Genomic DNA, 15238 nt, shown 5'->3' with positions numbered 1-15238 from the left:
TTTCGGCGGAATAAGGCTTCCCGTATTTACTCGCTTAAGGGAAGTATATTTTCTTGATTTTGACGTTTGTTTTTATACATTGCCTGATCGGCTTTATGTAGGACGGCGGCGAAATCCTCCTGCTGATTCAGGGATTCGTAAGTTCCAACGCTGACGGTGATCGTAAAAGTGTTTTCCCCATCTGTATAGGGAACCCGGAGCTGCTGGTCTATCCGGCTTTGGGTCAGCTGTGTGCTTTTCCCGCTTTTTGTTCGGATTCTTTCCATAATGACAAACTCATCTCCGCCTAAACGATAAAGATGCTGTTCCGGAAAGCAGGCGCTGGCAATTCTGCTGGCAGTAAATTGAAGCACACGATCACCGGTCACATGGCCGTAAGTATCATTAACGGTTTTAAATTGATCAATGTCGATAAAATAAAGAAGATAAGGAAGTTCTGCATCGGAGGTTTTCTGAAAAAACTGCTGCAGGGCAACACGGTTGGGCAGCTTGGTTAAATCGTCGCGGCCAACCATTTCTTTGGTCGTTTCGAGGTGGGCGATAGTACGGTTCAAATCAGCATTTAAACGACCGATCATTCCGGTACTTTGAAAGGAGGCTCGGGCGCTCAGGTCTCCGTTTCGCACAGAGGTCAATACAGCCTGAAAGTGAAAAATGCATCTGCGTACAAAGCTGAAGAAAAGAAAATAATTCAAAAGCCCGAGTGCCACACCGGCTGTAATCGAAGCGATATAAAACATGTGTAAAAAAGAACCGGGTATGGGAATGACCATCGGAATAAGAACAGCAAAACCGACTCCTATGAAAATACCGAGAAACATATACAAAAAAAACATCACAAACAGATAATTTATTTTCATAAGAAACGCCCTTTCCAGCGGAAAAGTTGATTGCATTATAGAAGTTTAAATTAAGAAGCAGTACTTGCTATATATATCGTCACAATCCTAAAAAGTCTTATACTTAAAGCGGAAATCATTCATACAAACATTTTTCGGAGGCTTATCCTTTCATAAAATCTTTCGAAAATTTGTTTATTTTCTTCCCTAAAAAGGGAATTAGGTAAGAAGAATTTCCTAAAATGGTGAGGAGGTATCATGATGGCTTCAACGAAGGAAATATTAGGACAAGACGCGGATTACTTATTAAATCATGAAAGCAAGACGGTGCCGAAAGAAAACCTTTATGTGCCGGGGCCTGATTTTGTCGACCGGGTATACAAATCGACAGATCGTTCTCCGGTAGTTCTGCGCAACCTGCAGAGCCTGTTTGATCACGGACAGCTTGGCGGAACGGGTTATCTGTCCATTCTGCCGGTAGACCAGGGCATTGAGCATTCGGCAGGGGCTTCATTTGCTCCGAACCCGATGTATTTCGACCCGGAAAACATTGTGAAGCTTGCGATGGAAAGTAACTGTAATGCGGTAGCTTCAACGATCGGGGCACTTGGCTCGATTGCAAGAGATTATGCGCACAAAATCCCTTTCATTGCCAAAATTAACCACAATGAATTGTTAACGTATCCGGAAACACATGACCAAATCATGTTTGGATCTGTGGAACAGGCCTATAACATGGGGGCCGTAGCGGTTGGAGCGACGATTTATTTTGGTTCTGAGCAGAGTGACCGGCAGATCCAGGAAGTATCGAAGGCCTTCGAACGCGCTCACCAGCTCGGTCTTGGCACCATTCTCTGGGCCTATCTTCGTAACCCTGGCTTTAAAAAAGACGGCACCGATTATCACACCGCCTCCGATCTGACGAGTCAGGCGATCCATTTATCAGCAAGTCTGCAGGCTGATATTGTGAAACAAAAGATGCCGACCAACAACGGCGGCTACACCGCTGTCAGCTACGGCAAAACACATGACAAGGTTTATTCAGAGCTGACAAGTGACCATCCAATTGACCTGACCCGTTATCAGGTAATGAACTCGTTTATGGGACGGGCTGGCTTAATCAATTCCGGCGGCGGTTCTGCAGAATCGGATTTGGAGGATGCCGTAAAAACAGCGGTAATTAACAAGCGTGCCGGCGGCATGGGACTGATTATGGGACGCAAAGCGTTCCAGCGTCCGATGAAGGACGGTATAGAGATTATCCGCTCTGTGCAAAGCGTCTATGCGGATGAGTCGATTACTTTAGCATAAGAAGTAGAAAAAAGGGGAGAGCCTTCCCCTTTTTTTTATCTAATATATTCAGAAAATTTAAACATCGTATGCTGTGTCTCTGGCTACCTTTATAAACAGGAGGATTTTATATGCCGAAAAAACTGTTTGAAGTAGACCTCAATAAAACAATGGACCAGCAGACGACGCCGGGGCATAACCGCTGGCACCCGGATATTCCTGCCGCTTTTTCTGTAGAACCGGGAGAGACATTCCGTATGGAATGCCTGGACTGGACCGACGGGCAGATCAGCAACAATGATGACCCTTCGGATATAAAACATGTGAACCTCGATCGTGTGCACGTACTAAGCGGGCCGGTGCACGTGAATGGAGTGGAGGAGGGGGACCTGCTCGTTGTTGATATTTTGGATATCGGAACTTTTCACTCGCATGAATGGGGATTTAACGGTATTTTCGCCAAAGAAAACGGCGGAAGCTTTTTAGTGGACCATTATCCGGAAGCAGCCAAATCCATTTGGGATTTTGAAGGTATTTATGCGACTTCGAGACATGTTCCGAATGTAAAGTTTGCAGGCATCATTCATCCGGGGCTGATCGGCGTGGCTCCTTCACAGGATATGCTGATTGAATGGAACCGCAGGGAAAAGGAACTGGTGGATACAAATCCTGACCGGGTGCCGCCGCTTGCGAATCTTCCAACGAAGGATTCAGTTGTGCTTGGTGAACTCAAAGGTGAAGAGTTCGAACGGGTTGCCGCCGAAGGAGCAAGAACCGTCCCGCCCCGGGAAAATGGGGGAAACTGTGACATCAAGAACCTTTCGAAAGGATCAAGGGTATACTTTCCGGTGTTTGTAGATGGAGCGAAGCTGTCGGTGGGAGATCTTCATTTCTCGCAGGGAGATGGAGAAATTACGTTCTGCGGTGGCATTGAAATGCCCGGCTGGATTGACCTGAAAGTACACGTGATAAAGAACGGCATGGAAAAACACCGTATTAAGCGCAATCCTGTCTTTAAGCCAGGACCAGTCATGCCGCATTATAATGAATTTCTGGTTTTTGAAGGCGTGTCGGTGAACGAGTTCTCGGGAGCGCAGACCTACCTGGATGCTAACGTCGCTTACAGGAATGCGTGCCTGAATGCGATTGATTTTCTGAAAACACTCGGCTACACAGGCGAGCAGGCCTATATGCTCCTGGGTACTGCGCCGGTACAGGGCACTGTAGCAGGCGTCGTAGATATACCGAATGCCTGCTGCACGCTCGCCCTGCCTAAGGATATATTTTATAAAAATATTTTGCCGGAGCTTGATTAGTATGGCCCAATTCACCTTTGAATGCCGGACGTGCGGTACGTTTGAAAGCTGGATTGTCTCCAAAGGAGCCCGGGTCAGTGAAGCCCCGTGCCCTATGTGCGGGGCAGTGGCCGGAAGAGTCTTTCAGCCGGTGAACCTGTCAAAGATGGATACGAAAGTAAAATCGAGGATTGAAAACGGAATGCAGCCGAAAACAGTACAGCAAAAGGATTTGTCCGCAAAACAAAGGACCATACAGCGGACACCGCGCCCTTGGCAGGCAGGACATTAAAGAAGGAGACCCGGAACAAACGGGTCTCCTTTAACTATTTTTGAGTTACTGTTAATTTGAATTTTTGTCTTTTCCAGCTATGCCAATAATCGCTATGGTGGCCAGCATGACACCATAAACAATTGAAGAAGAAAGAAGAGGTTTTTTAGTGATTTTTAAAAATAAACGGTTGGGCTTGTCAGCTGAGTCCCTGGATTCCCGTTTATACATATCTCAGCCTCCTTTAGGATGTTTAAATAGTCTTACCCCGGAAAGGTTCGGTTTAATCACAAACAGAAGAAAGTTGGAAAACAGTTGTTGAAAACTGTGTCTTTTAAATGTCTTTCTTCGTGTAATCAATACTGTAATGATGAAAAAACAGTTGATTGTCGTTTTGGTACTTTGCCTGAAGTACCTTCTGAAGAGACTCGGGGAGAAAATATTTTTGGTGGTGAAGCATAAAGCTTGCCCGGCTCTGCAACAGCCTTCGGGATAGAGGCTTTCCTCTTTTTGTTGGAACAGGGGCTTCGGGATTAAACGGAGTTTTTAAAAAATAGTTCATCTTTCTGGCAGCCTTCACCTGCATGGTGCCGTAGCTCCGGTTTACTTTTGTATTGCTGTAGGAGGGTATTTTTTCAATCCCCATATACTGCAAAAGTCCTTTAATTTCCTGCATTTCATTTTGCCGGAACCGCTCGTACTGCATGAGATAATAGTTGTTTTTGCCAAACAATTGCGTGACACGCTCCATGTAGCTGAAATAATAGTAGCCGTCGAGTACTCCCAGCTGCTCCCACTCCTCAAACACGACGGCGGCCTGCTTGTAGCCGCCCTGGTGAATATACTGCACGTAAAGGGAAGTGAGGAGATCAAGCTGCCGCCGTACTCCAACAATAATATGCACGTCATAGCTTTTTTCAGGAAAAATCCGGCGGAGATCCTCTAAAATGGCGTAGTTGTCTTTGACCTTTTTTTTCGTGGACAATGGGTTGCCGGAGAGACCCTCGTACGAAATGAGGAGCGGTTTTCCCGTCTCCATCATTGACTCAAATTCGTTACGTAAATCACTGGTAGCTTTATCCGATAATTTTTTATGGCGTATTTTGTACAAATCCGGCTGTATATGCCCCCGGGAAAGATATGTAATTTGGTGCGTCAATTTAGGATAAATGCTTTTCTGCAGAAAAGTAGTAGCTGTTTTGTGATAACCTACATGAATGTAAATGGTCTTGCGCATCGCCCTGCCTCCTACGGTATGAATGCATCCATCATACCGAAATCCATAGGAGCAATCAAAGTAAAAGGACCAGTGAGTTTGGTCGCATATGCATTCACGGAGAAGGGTAAATTCTTCTTGAATTGCCCGGGAATCCCGAAAAAAGCTTTTAATTCCCCCCGATAAAGGTATAGAATTCGTATACATTGAAATTAGGACTACAGTACATGGCAAAAGGTCCCTGGTTCCTATTGAAAGCTTATTTTTCACAGCTGATAGACAGCCACAGGGCCAAGAACGAAGCATAGGGGGCCAGTATTATGGGGGATCAGCGTACAGAGATAATGGAAGAAATACAGGCGATGTATACTTCCTTATATAATGTTACATTGCTAGTCGTTGACAGCCTGGGGAACGAATCTGCTTTTACCGACGGGGAAAATGAACTGTTCGCAGCACTCGATGCTGCCCCGGGGGCAGGGCTCAGAGATAAAATAAATCATATGTTTAAAGGAAAGTTAAACGCACGAGAGCCTTTTTTCTACGATCTTTTTCCGGGGATTCATATAGCAGTAGTTCCGCTGCAAAAAAATGAAAGTCCAAATCATTTTTTACTGGCAGGACTGCTGGTTGAAGAAGGGGCACAAAAAACAGTGGAAACAAGTCTTGAATCGGCGTATGGAAAAAAAGGCGGCTGGAAAGAAATTATCAAGCACACACCGTCTTTTTATATCGAGGAAAGAGAAAAATGGCTTAACCGTTTCCAGAAGGCGGCAAATGTTCTGGCGCTTTGCTTTGACGGGCAGTCTTCATCCGAAAATCATACCCGGTTAATGCACCGGGCCCTTCAGCGGCATTCTACGGAAGAATTACTGGAACTGCTCATCGATGGTCTTGAAGAAGCAGAGGTACTGGGGATAGCTGAAGAGGGGGAGGAGGGTGTATACGAAACGACGCGCGTGACGGGAAAGCATAGGGAGGCGTTAGAGAGTCTCTCATTCCACCCCGGGGAAGGGCCGCTTGGCAAAGTGCTGCTGTCAGAGGTGCCTTTGTTTCTGGAAAATTTAAAAGACCGCCCCCAAAGTTATTTTTGGCAGCGCTACGGACTTTCGCCTCTCTTGTTTTTTGCGCTGCCGATCCAGAAAACTAACGGAGCCTCCGCCGTCATCTTTGGAGGGAGCTTTTCCCGCAGGTTTTTATCCGGAAAGGGAAAAGAATTTTTGCTCACCATGATTTCGGTAATAGAAGCTAAAGTGAAAACAGACTGGCTTGCAGAGGAAAATAATCGTCAAATTCAACAGCTGGGGTCCCTGGTCGAAATAGGCAGACTGATGGCGGCCGGCCCGGATATAAAAAAAGTCAGCTATATACTTATAGATGCCAGCCTGAGCATGAGTCAGGGAACCTTCGCTATGCTGCTGTTGAAAAAGAAAGAGCGCGGAAAATACCGGATGATTTCAAGAGGATATTCAAGGCAGGAGCTGGAGCTTTATGCAGAAAGCACAGCGGCAGAATACTTTTCTGGACTGGATACAGAGCGTGAAAAAGTGAAGCAGGCAAAAACGCCGTGGAAGGAGCCGGTACTCGAATGCCCTTTAGTTTTTCAGGGGGAAATACTTGGAGTACTATGCGTAGGTACATTGGAAGTGAGAACCCGGCAGGTGGAGGAATTTCTGGAAGCTCTCTCTGTAATCGGCGGTGTGTCCATGAAGCTCGCCGGAGAGGAGTCGGGCCTTAGCATGCACAAGCAGCTCAATGCCATGCATCTGGCGGTAAAACAATTTGATCCGGAAGCCTTTGCACTGTCAAGCCGCGCAGCGGAAATTGCTGAGCAGTATACTGCTCATGGAAATTTTTCTGCTTCCTTTGTATCGTCCATCACAGGGGCATGCAGGCTGGCTGCTTATTCCCCGGCGATCATCCAGGAATTAATGCCGGACAGCCAGGTCGGAGAAGTGTTGGAAGAAGGACGTACTCTCAAGGAAGGTGTTAACAGATCGCGTTTAAGCACAGGCGCACAGGCTGAAGTATTTGCCATGGCCATGGTATATGCAGAAGGCGGGGACCAAAGGGAAATAAAAGCAATGACAAACATCTCGGAAGAATGGAAGGACAGCTTTCTGAATTTCTTGGAGCAAACGTTTATCAATGACCAGGAGCTGTTTTTTCAGAATTCGGCAGAGGTGAAAGAAGAACCGGCGATTCCGGCAGTACCAAACAAACCGTCCCTCTCCTCCCGGGAGCAGGAAGTGCTGGAGCTGATTATAAAAGGAGATAATAACCGTGAGATCGCTGAAAAGCTGTTTATTAGTGATCACACGGTAAAAAATCACGTTACGAAAATTTTCAAAAAGCTGGACGTGCCGGACCGGGCCCGGGCTATTTCGAAAGCGTATCAGGTAAAGTACGAGGGATTTTAAAATGAGTAAAAATAGGAGCATAAGTAGGAGTTATAACCTATTAAATATACCTTATAACAGGAACGTAAGGGGATATTTTACAATAAATTTACGAGGTATAATCAATTCATAAGCCAAAAGGCTTGATTCTAAAGAAGTGAGCGTGTTTAACAGGAGGTGCCAGGCATTTGAAGTTGGTAGTTCTTCAATCCAGACAGGTGATAGCGGAAAATGTGACAGGGGCATACAATTTTTATCAGCGATTCAGGGGATTAATGTTCAAAAAGCATTTCCCGGCTAGTTCCGGCCTTCATATTTCTCCTTGTCCATCGATTCACACCTTTTGGATGAAGTTCCCTGTAGATGTGCTCTATCTCAGCCGGGAGATGGAAGTGCTTGAGGTGGACGAAGAGCTGCGCCCAGGGAAAATCGGAAAAAAGGTAAAAGGTACTGCCTCGGTCATCGAGCTTCCTGCGGGAAGCATTCAGGCAGCAGATCTTGCACCCGGCGACGTTCTTGCTCTTGAAGAAGCTTCCAGCCGGCAGATCAGTTGACTCGGTCCTCCCAGACAAGCAATTACTTACAATAAAAGGAGAGTGTTCAGAATGGTCGAAATTTTTAGAAATTTAGTAGTGGAAGAAGAAGGACAAGGCATGACAGAGTACGGTTTAATTCTCGGGTTGATTGCTGTAGGTGTTATTGCAGCATTGGTTACTTTAGGAGAACAAATTGGTGGGTTCTTTACGGATCTTACAGAAAAGATTCCAGGTGGAGGAGAATAACATCAGGCCCTCTAAAAGAGGGTCTTTTTCTTAACTAAGTCAAAACTGAAAGGAAGGGATGAAGCTTGGGACTTATCGATTGGATTTTGATTACCGTATTACTTATATGTGCGATTACAGATATAAAGGAACGAAAAATCTATAATAAAGTGCTGTTTCCATCCATGCTGCTCGCATTCGTTTTCCACGGCGCAGTGTCTGGATGGGAAGGGCTGTTTCATTCCTTCCTTGGATTTTTGATTGGGTTTGCCCTTTTGTTTATTCCATACGCCATGGGCGGCATGGGAGCGGGTGACGTGAAGCTGCTGGCACTAGTGGGAGCACTGAAGGGCGGCACATTCGTGCTGCAGTCCTTTATATTTATTGCGCTTCTCGGGGCCTTGATGGGACTAATCGTCCTGCTTCGCCACAAAAATATTTTGAAATCATTTTTTTACAGGCTGGCTCATATAAAAAACGGAACGAAGATCCCGGGCGGCGGATTGTCGAAACAATCACTTTCAAAAACGTATCCGTACGGGGTAGCTATAGCTTTGGGAGCCGCTGTGAATTTATTTACAGAAGGGATGCTGTTTTAAATGTGGAGGCAGGAAGACGGACAGTCGCTCGTTGAATTTGCGCTCGTTCTTCCGCTTATTATCGCGCTGCTTATTGGAATGATTGATTTCGGGCGGGTGCTCTATACGCACCAGGAGCTCGAACTCATTACCCAGGAAGCAGTGCGGATCGGCAGCTTCGGAGAAAGCGATGAAGCAATTAACAGTTATGTAACGGAGAATTTTGACAGCGGAAATCCGGCAGATCTTACCGTTACAGTAACGCCGGGAGATCGAAGCTCCGGGGAATATATGACGGTAGAGACGGCGTATCCGGCGTCCATTTTTAATTTGCTCGGTGATTATTCCATTCCCTATACGATCGAAACGAATTCAACAATAAGGGTGGAGTGACCTTTATGAAGACATGGATAAAAAATGAAAAGGGTAATGCGTTAATTCTTATGGCGATTGGCCTCGGTATAGCAACAGCGATGTGCGGGGTAGTCATTGATGGCGGACACTTATACAAAACGCAGAGCAGCCTGCAGAAAACAGTAAACGCAGCCGCTTTGTCCGGTGCCCAGGAACTGATGAATTCTGAAGAAGAAGTGTCCAATGTAGTGGATGATGTGCTGGGAGCACACGGGGAGTCGGAAAGCTTATTTAATACAGACATTACGGAAGAACAGTCGGTGCGGGTTGAGCTGGAGCGTCCGACCGAGGTGTTTTTTTCTTCTTTATTTGGAGTGGAAACAGTAGATATTAACGCAACGGCCAATGTAGAGGTAGCTGCGATTGGGGAGGCGGCAGGGGCTGCCCCATTTGGCATCAACGAAGAAACGGAACTGGTTTTTAATGAAACGTATGATCTAAAGGTCGATTCCGGCGATTCCACAGGTGGGAATTTCGGAATTCTGGCGCTGGAAGGTCCGGGTGCTAAAACGTATGAGGAAACATTAAAGAATGGCTATGATGAACCTCTGCGTGTCGGAGAAGTGGTTAACACTCAGACAGGAAATATTTCCGGTCCTACAGAGCGTGGAGTCAATCACCGCATCGATAATTGCCCAAGTGGCGACATTTATGACCGTGACTGTGACAGAGTCATGCTTATCCCGGTATATACCCCGATTGGAAATGATGATAATTTCAGAGAAGTGGAAATACGAGGATTTGCCTATTTTTACCTGGAGGAGCGAATGAGTAAGAATGACGATTCGGTCCGGGGAAGATTTATTCAACGGGTGGGCAAGGGTACTATAGTAGAAGGTAGTGCCAGCCGGGGGGCATATACAACCAGACTGACTCAGTAGGGACGGGATAACATGAGGCCAAAAAGATTGCTGCTTTTCGCTTTAATAGCCGGCGTGATAACGACGGTGATTTTCTACATATTTATTACAAGAGACGCACCGGAAGAAGCAGAAGAAACAGACGTAAAGATGGTCGAAGTAGTAGCTGCCACAGAAGCGATTGACGAAGGAACGAGAATAACAGGGGACATGGTGGAAGCAGTGGAAATAGCGGAAGAGCAGATGCATCCGAATGCAGTCCGTGAGCCCGGAGATGTAACCGGCACCTACGCGAAATCGGATCTTGCGGATGAGGAAGTTATTCTCGAAAACCATTTTCAGAGCGCTGACGACAGTGATGCCCCGCTGGCCCAGCAGGTGGAAGAGGGAAGACGGGGAGTCTCGGTCAACGTGGATTATGAAGAATCCGTGTCTTATCTGCTGGAGCCGGACGACTATGTCGATGTTCTTTCCACCAGAATGAATGAAGATGCAGAAATGCAGACAGAGGTGCTGGTTGAAAGGGTCCGGGTTCTTGCAGTAGGCGAGCGCTTCCAGGAAACGTCAACCGCTGCGCCTGATGAAGAAGGAGAAGGAACGGAAGAAGAAACGACAGAATACCAGGCGGTGACGCTTGAGCTGACGCAGGAGGGCTCAGCACAAATCATCAACGCCAACCAGGATGAGGGGGATCTCCATCTATCTATATACAGTCAGGCTACGGAGGGGGATGGACCGGGAGAATCGGCTGATAACGCCGTGGAGGTCACCGCCCCTTCAGTAGAAAATTCAGATGAAAACGACGCCACTGACAGTAATCAGGAAGCCGGGGAAACACCGGTACCTGAAGAAAATGATGACGGTTCTTCCGGAGAAGAAAATAATGAAACAGGCGGGGAAACAATACCACAGGATGAAACACCGACAGAAACGGAAGAAAACAACTCTTCTGCAGATATTCAACAGGCAATAGAACTTTCACCGTACACGTATCGCGCCAATATCCGGGAATTCCCTAGCCTCGAAGCTCCTGTACTGGAAATCGTAGATAGCGGAACCCGTCTGGAATACACCAATCAGTTTGAACAGGACGAGGAAAACAGAACGTGGGTTTTTGTAGAATACGGGGAAGACGGCTCCGGGTGGATCAGCAACCGGATTACCCAGTTTGAGGAAAGCGGGGAGTAGAGCGTGGCACAAACAACTGATACCAGACCAATGCAGGGGAGAATGGCTGTTGTATGCAGTGCTTCCGGCGGCACAGGACGGACTATGCTGACGGCGAACCTCGCTGTTTATCTCGCTTCCCAGCACCAGAAAGTGACGGCTGTGGACGGGGATCTGCAGTTTGGGGATCTTGCGCTGGCACTGGATATCGATCCTTATTCCACCATTTTGGATGCAGCGAAGCCTGTACAAAAGGACCGTCTGCAGAATTTTTGTATCAAGCATGAAAAAGGATTCCACGTAATGGCAGCGCCGGCCCGACCGGAGTACGCCGATCTTATAGACGAGGCGCAGCTTTCTGCAGTAGGGGCTTCATTGAAAAACGACAATGATCTGGTAATAGTGGATGCGGCAGCCGGGCTGAATGACCGCAGCCTTTCTTTTATTGAACAGGCGGATGATATTTTCATCGTCACCACCAACGGTATGGCTTCATTAAAAAATACAAGCCTGATGATCGAAACCCTTAAAGCTCTGGGAATGAAGGATAAATGCAGCGTGGTGGTCAACCGGGCCACCGTCAAAGGAAAAATGGCCGGGCAGGACTTTTCAGGTCTTTTTGCAGTAAAGGAAATCTTTTATCTCCCGGAGGACAGCAGCCGGGTGGTAACAGCAATGGACACCGGGGTGCCATTTGTAATTGACTATCCGAAAGCGGAAATTGTGAAAAGGATAAAGCATATAGGGCACACGCTTCTGCCCGTTCCAGAGGCAAAAGCTTCCTCTTCCAGCAGCCTCATCCATCGGCTGCTGCGTAAAACTAAATCGACACCGGGAGATGATCAATAATGGGGCTGATGAATCGCCTGGAAGCAAAAAATAAGCCCGAATCAACGGTCGTGCCACCCCAGGGAGAAAAGCGGAAAACCTCTGCGGAAGTGCCGCAGGAAAAACCGGAGCAGAAAGAAACGGTTAAGAAAAAGCCGGCAAAACCAGTCAGCCCCCCGGGCCATGCAGAAGTGAAAAGCCTGGTGTTTAAATACATCTTAAAGGAACGGAAAAATGACGATGTGGAAGACATCGTCCCGGAGCTTGAAGACATTATTTCGGAAGTGATTGAAGAAAACGAACAGCTTCCGCCAATCCGCGAACGGGGAGCCCTGATCGAAGATATTAAAAATGATTTAACAGGCTACGGGCCGATTAACCCGCTGCTGTTGGACGAAGACGTGTCAGAGGTTATGGTGAACGGCCCGGATAAAGTATATGTGGAACGGAACGGAAAGCTGACGCTCACAGATGTTGTATTTCGGGACAACGAACATGTGATGCAGGTGCTTGAAAAGATTGTGGCGCCTCTGGGACGGCGGGTGGATGAAAGCAGCCCGATGGTGGATGCACGCCTGCAGGACGGCTCCCGGGTGAATGCTATCATTCCCCCTCTTGCACTTGGGGGGCCTACTATAACGATAAGAAAATTTTCCAAGGACCCTTTTACGATCCATGACCTTGTGAACTTTGGTACGCTTACCAGCGAAATGGCAGATTTTATTGAAGCCTGTGTGCAGGCCAAGCTGAATATATTTGTCAGTGGGGGTACAGGATCCGGGAAAACAACAACGCTGAACGTGCTGTCCTCCTTTATCTCCAATGAAGATCGCATTGTAACGATTGAGGATGCCGCTGAGTTGCAGCTAGGTCAGGAACACGTCGTTTCACTGGAAACGCGGCCGCCAAATATTGAAGGCAAAGGAGCCATATCCATCAGGGACCTGGTGAGAAATTCGTTGAGGATGCGTCCGGACCGAATTGTGATTGGGGAAGTCCGGAGCGGGGAGGCGCTCGATATGCTTCAGGCGATGAATACGGGGCACGACGGCTCTCTTGCCACAGGTCACGCGAACAGCCCGCGGGATATGCTTTCCCGGCTTGAAACAATGGTGCTGATGGCTGGAATGGATCTGCCGATAAGGGCGATACGTGAACAGATCGCAGGGGCTCTTGATGTTATCATTCAGCAGTCCCGTCTGCGGGACGGCACGCGCCGGATCACCAGCATTACAGAAGTTCAGGCAATGGAAGGTGATATTATCGTCCTGCAGGAAATATTTACGTTTCAGCAGGAAAGCGTTGATGACAACGGAAAAATCATCGGAAAACTTGTTCCGACCGGCGTCCGCCCGCATTTTTACGAGCGAATGGAGCATGACGGTATTTATTTGCCGCCTTCGCTTTTTACAGAACGGGTGGTGGATTAAAGTGCTTTTACCCCTTTTATTCATTTTTATGTTTCTCACCTGCTTTCTTCTGGTCGCTGCAGGAAGTATTGCCGTTACTTCCAGTACTTCGGAAGAAGTGGGTGGAGAGGCCGCAGTGCCGAAAAAGCCGCTATCTTTTAAGGGCTACCTTCGTGAAGCAAATGAAAAGCTCAAGCTGCTTTTGATCCGTAAAAAAAAGCCGACAAGAAAAAAAGAGCTTCTGGAGCAGCAGCTGAGTGCGGGAGGGATCCCGGTAAAAGCTGAAGAATTCCGGGTGTTTCGCTGGTTTGCGGTAGTCATCAGTGGAGGGATATTTTATCTGCTCACAAATCTTATTGGGGCTTTGGCTATCGGAGGGGTGACCGGCTATGCTATTCCGTCGGTATGGCTGAAGAAAAAACAATCGAAGCGTCTGCAAAAATTTAATCAGATGCTTCCCGACATGCTGACGACAATCATTGGCTCTCTTCGTGCAGGTCATAGCTTCCAGCAGTCTCTCAAGATGGTGTCGGAGGAATCGGACCCGCCGATTAAAGAAGAAGTTCATTTAGTTCTGAAGGAAATCCAATACGGCAACACTATGGAAGAGGCGTTGAACAACTGGAAACAGCGTATGCCGAGCGGGGATCTGGAGCTTCTTGTCGAAGCGCTGCTGATCCAGCGTCAGGTGGGGGGCAACCTTGCCTACCTGCTGGATAAAATTGTAGAGACGACGCGGGAAAGGGAAAAAATAGCCAACCAGGTAAAGACGCTCACGGCTCAGGGGCGGCTTTCCGGGATTATTATCAGCCTTCTGCCGGTGGGGATTGGAGCCGTCATTTATGTGATAAATCCCGAGTATATAATGACTTTATTTATCGAACCAATCGGCAGAATTATGCTTGGCATAGCTGCAGTTGGCGGAGTCATAGGCTTTATCCTGGTCCGGAAAATTACAACGATTGAGGTGTAGAAATGGTCATCCTATATGCTGCTTTTTTTTCCTTTGTAACTCTCTCTGTCTACACCCTGCTCAGCTACCGCTTTGACAAAGCATACGTGATCGAGCGCCGGATTCAGACGTACTTTTATCCTGACCGGCAAGAAGAGCCAGAAGAAAATTCAACGTTTTACGAGCGCGTCGTGCAGCCTGGGTGGAAAAAGTTAAAAAAGCTTTATCAGCGCAGGATGAACCGTGGTAAAGTCACAGAGCTTGAACACCGGCTGCTGCAGGCAGGACGTCCCTTTGGATGGAACCCTGTAGATTTTAATATCTTCCGTGGAATTCTGATGGTTACTCTGCCTCTCGCGGCCGCTGTTTTTTTGTGGCTGGCCGCGGCACCAATGCTTCCAGCAGTCCTTATGACTGTGTTCGCTTTGGCCTTCGCCTGGTTCGTGCCGGGATATTATTTAAAAATGAAAGCCTCCAATCGAAACAAACAAGCTTTGAAAGAACTCCCCGATGTACTGGACCTCCTCACCATTTGTTTGGAATCAGGGCTCGGGTTTGACGCCGCCCTAAATAATGTAACCGCCAGGAAAAGCGGGGTTCTGATTGATGAATTTAAAGTCTGCCTGGAAGAGCTCCGGCTCGGCCGGACGAGAAAAGACGCGCTGAACGGTATGAAGGAAAGGCTCACAGTCGATGAACTGAACGCTTTTATATATAATATCATTCAGGCGGAAAAGCTTGGTATTGGAATGGTAAATGTATTAAAGGTTCAGTCGGAGGATGTGCGGGAAGGCCGGCGTCAGCGCGCGGAGGAAGCAGCGATGAAGGCGCCGATCAAGATGATGTTCCCTCTTGTCCTGTTTATATTTCCCACGTTATTTATCGTGCTTCTCGGTCCGGCTATTTTGCAGTTTATGGATGCATTTTAAAAAGAGTCTCTTCCTTAAGCGGAAAGACTC

At 47.4% G+C, this 15238-nt stretch carries 17 protein-coding genes; 14 read left to right on the top strand and 3 right to left on the bottom strand.

The features are described from left to right. Positions 1 to 26 precede the first annotated feature (26 nt). The gene (locus ACTRXF_RS11230) at positions 27 to 860 is read right to left on the bottom strand and encodes a GGDEF domain-containing protein (protein WP_474262833.1); all 834 of its coding nucleotides are present in this window, start codon (positions 858 to 860) and stop codon (positions 27 to 29) included. Between the two features lie 240 nt (positions 861 to 1100). Here ACTRXF_RS11230 and ACTRXF_RS11225 point away from each other — a divergent pair, with 240 nt between their 5' ends. From ACTRXF_RS11225 to ACTRXF_RS11215, 3 genes are all read left to right on the top strand, one after another. Then, positions 1101 to 2150 (top strand): class I fructose-bisphosphate aldolase, encoded by a 1050-nt coding sequence (locus ACTRXF_RS11225; RefSeq protein WP_474262835.1) that lies wholly within the window; start codon positions 1101 to 1103, stop codon positions 2148 to 2150. Positions 2151 to 2260: 110 nt separating this feature from the next. Further along, the gene (gene fmdA / locus ACTRXF_RS11220) at positions 2261 to 3445 is read left to right on the top strand and encodes a formamidase (RefSeq protein ID WP_474279139.1); all 1185 of its coding nucleotides are present in this window, start codon (positions 2261 to 2263) and stop codon (positions 3443 to 3445) included. Position 3446: 1 nt separating this feature from the next. Continuing rightward, positions 3447 to 3716, top strand: a complete 270-nt coding sequence (locus ACTRXF_RS11215) for an FmdB family zinc ribbon protein (protein WP_474262837.1) — start codon at positions 3447 to 3449, stop codon at positions 3714 to 3716. A gap of 51 nt (positions 3717 to 3767) precedes the next feature. On the opposite strand, the gene ACTRXF_RS11210 is transcribed toward ACTRXF_RS11215, so the two are convergent. Together ACTRXF_RS11210 and ACTRXF_RS11205 are read right to left on the bottom strand one after the other, a co-directional pair. Further along, positions 3768 to 3926: a hypothetical protein gene (locus tag ACTRXF_RS11210; protein ID WP_474262839.1), complete on the bottom strand. Its 159-nt coding sequence runs from the start codon at positions 3924 to 3926 to the stop codon at positions 3768 to 3770. Between the two features lie 103 nt (positions 3927 to 4029). Further along, entirely contained in the window at positions 4030 to 4932 is a 903-nt protein-coding gene (locus tag ACTRXF_RS11205; RefSeq protein ID WP_474262841.1) for a sulfotransferase domain-containing protein, read from the bottom strand. Positions 4933 to 5231: 299 nt separating this feature from the next. On the opposite strand from ACTRXF_RS11205, the gene ACTRXF_RS11200 reads away from it, so the two are divergent. The 11 genes from ACTRXF_RS11200 to ACTRXF_RS11150 all read left to right on the top strand — a co-directional run bounded on the left by ACTRXF_RS11200 (position 5232) and on the right by ACTRXF_RS11150 (position 15208). Beyond that, complete coding sequence (locus ACTRXF_RS11200; protein ID WP_474279137.1) at positions 5232 to 7331, top strand: helix-turn-helix transcriptional regulator; 2100 nt, start codon at positions 5232 to 5234, stop codon at positions 7329 to 7331. Positions 7332 to 7498: 167 nt separating this feature from the next. Next, a complete protein-coding gene (locus tag ACTRXF_RS11195) occupies positions 7499 to 7864 on the top strand; it encodes a DUF192 domain-containing protein (RefSeq protein WP_474262845.1) in 366 nt (121 codons plus the stop codon). 51 nt (positions 7865 to 7915) lie between these two features. Further along, positions 7916 to 8092, top strand: a complete 177-nt coding sequence (locus tag ACTRXF_RS11190) for a Flp family type IVb pilin (RefSeq protein ID WP_474262847.1) — start codon at positions 7916 to 7918, stop codon at positions 8090 to 8092. A 65-nt stretch (positions 8093 to 8157) separates the two neighbouring features. Then, the gene (locus ACTRXF_RS11185) at positions 8158 to 8670 is read left to right on the top strand and encodes an A24 family peptidase (protein WP_474262849.1); all 513 of its coding nucleotides are present in this window, start codon (positions 8158 to 8160) and stop codon (positions 8668 to 8670) included. Beyond that, the gene (locus ACTRXF_RS11180; RefSeq protein WP_474262851.1) at positions 8671 to 9042 is read left to right on the top strand and encodes a TadE/TadG family type IV pilus assembly protein; all 372 of its coding nucleotides are present in this window, start codon (positions 8671 to 8673) and stop codon (positions 9040 to 9042) included. It begins immediately after the preceding gene. A gap of 5 nt (positions 9043 to 9047) precedes the next feature. Next, positions 9048 to 9944, top strand: a complete 897-nt coding sequence (locus ACTRXF_RS11175; protein ID WP_474262853.1) for a pilus assembly protein TadG-related protein — start codon at positions 9048 to 9050, stop codon at positions 9942 to 9944. Between the two features lie 12 nt (positions 9945 to 9956). Beyond that, positions 9957 to 11111, top strand: coding sequence for a Flp pilus assembly protein CpaB (gene cpaB, locus ACTRXF_RS11170; RefSeq protein ID WP_474279135.1), 1155 nt, complete (start codon positions 9957 to 9959; stop codon positions 11109 to 11111). Positions 11112 to 11114: 3 nt separating this feature from the next. Beyond that, positions 11115 to 11939, top strand: coding sequence for a CpaE/TadZ family protein (locus ACTRXF_RS11165; RefSeq protein WP_474262857.1), 825 nt, complete (start codon positions 11115 to 11117; stop codon positions 11937 to 11939). Further along, the gene (locus tag ACTRXF_RS11160) at positions 11939 to 13348 is read left to right on the top strand and encodes a CpaF family protein (RefSeq protein ID WP_474262859.1); all 1410 of its coding nucleotides are present in this window, start codon (positions 11939 to 11941) and stop codon (positions 13346 to 13348) included. The genes ACTRXF_RS11165 and ACTRXF_RS11160 overlap by 1 nt, the downstream gene beginning before the upstream one ends. Further along, positions 13296 to 14300 (top strand): type II secretion system F family protein, encoded by a 1005-nt coding sequence (locus ACTRXF_RS11155; RefSeq protein WP_474279133.1) that lies wholly within the window; start codon positions 13296 to 13298, stop codon positions 14298 to 14300. Before ACTRXF_RS11160 ends, ACTRXF_RS11155 begins: the two co-directional genes overlap by 53 nt. Before the next feature lie 2 nt (positions 14301 to 14302). Then, positions 14303 to 15208 (top strand): type II secretion system F family protein, encoded by a 906-nt coding sequence (locus tag ACTRXF_RS11150; RefSeq protein ID WP_474262864.1) that lies wholly within the window; start codon positions 14303 to 14305, stop codon positions 15206 to 15208. The last annotated feature ends 30 nt before the right edge of the window (positions 15209 to 15238 follow it).

The sequence above is a fragment of the Marinococcus sp. LNHM3E3-2.2 genome, from assembly GCF_056034385.1.
This window is presented reverse-complemented; position numbering and strand designations above follow the sequence as displayed.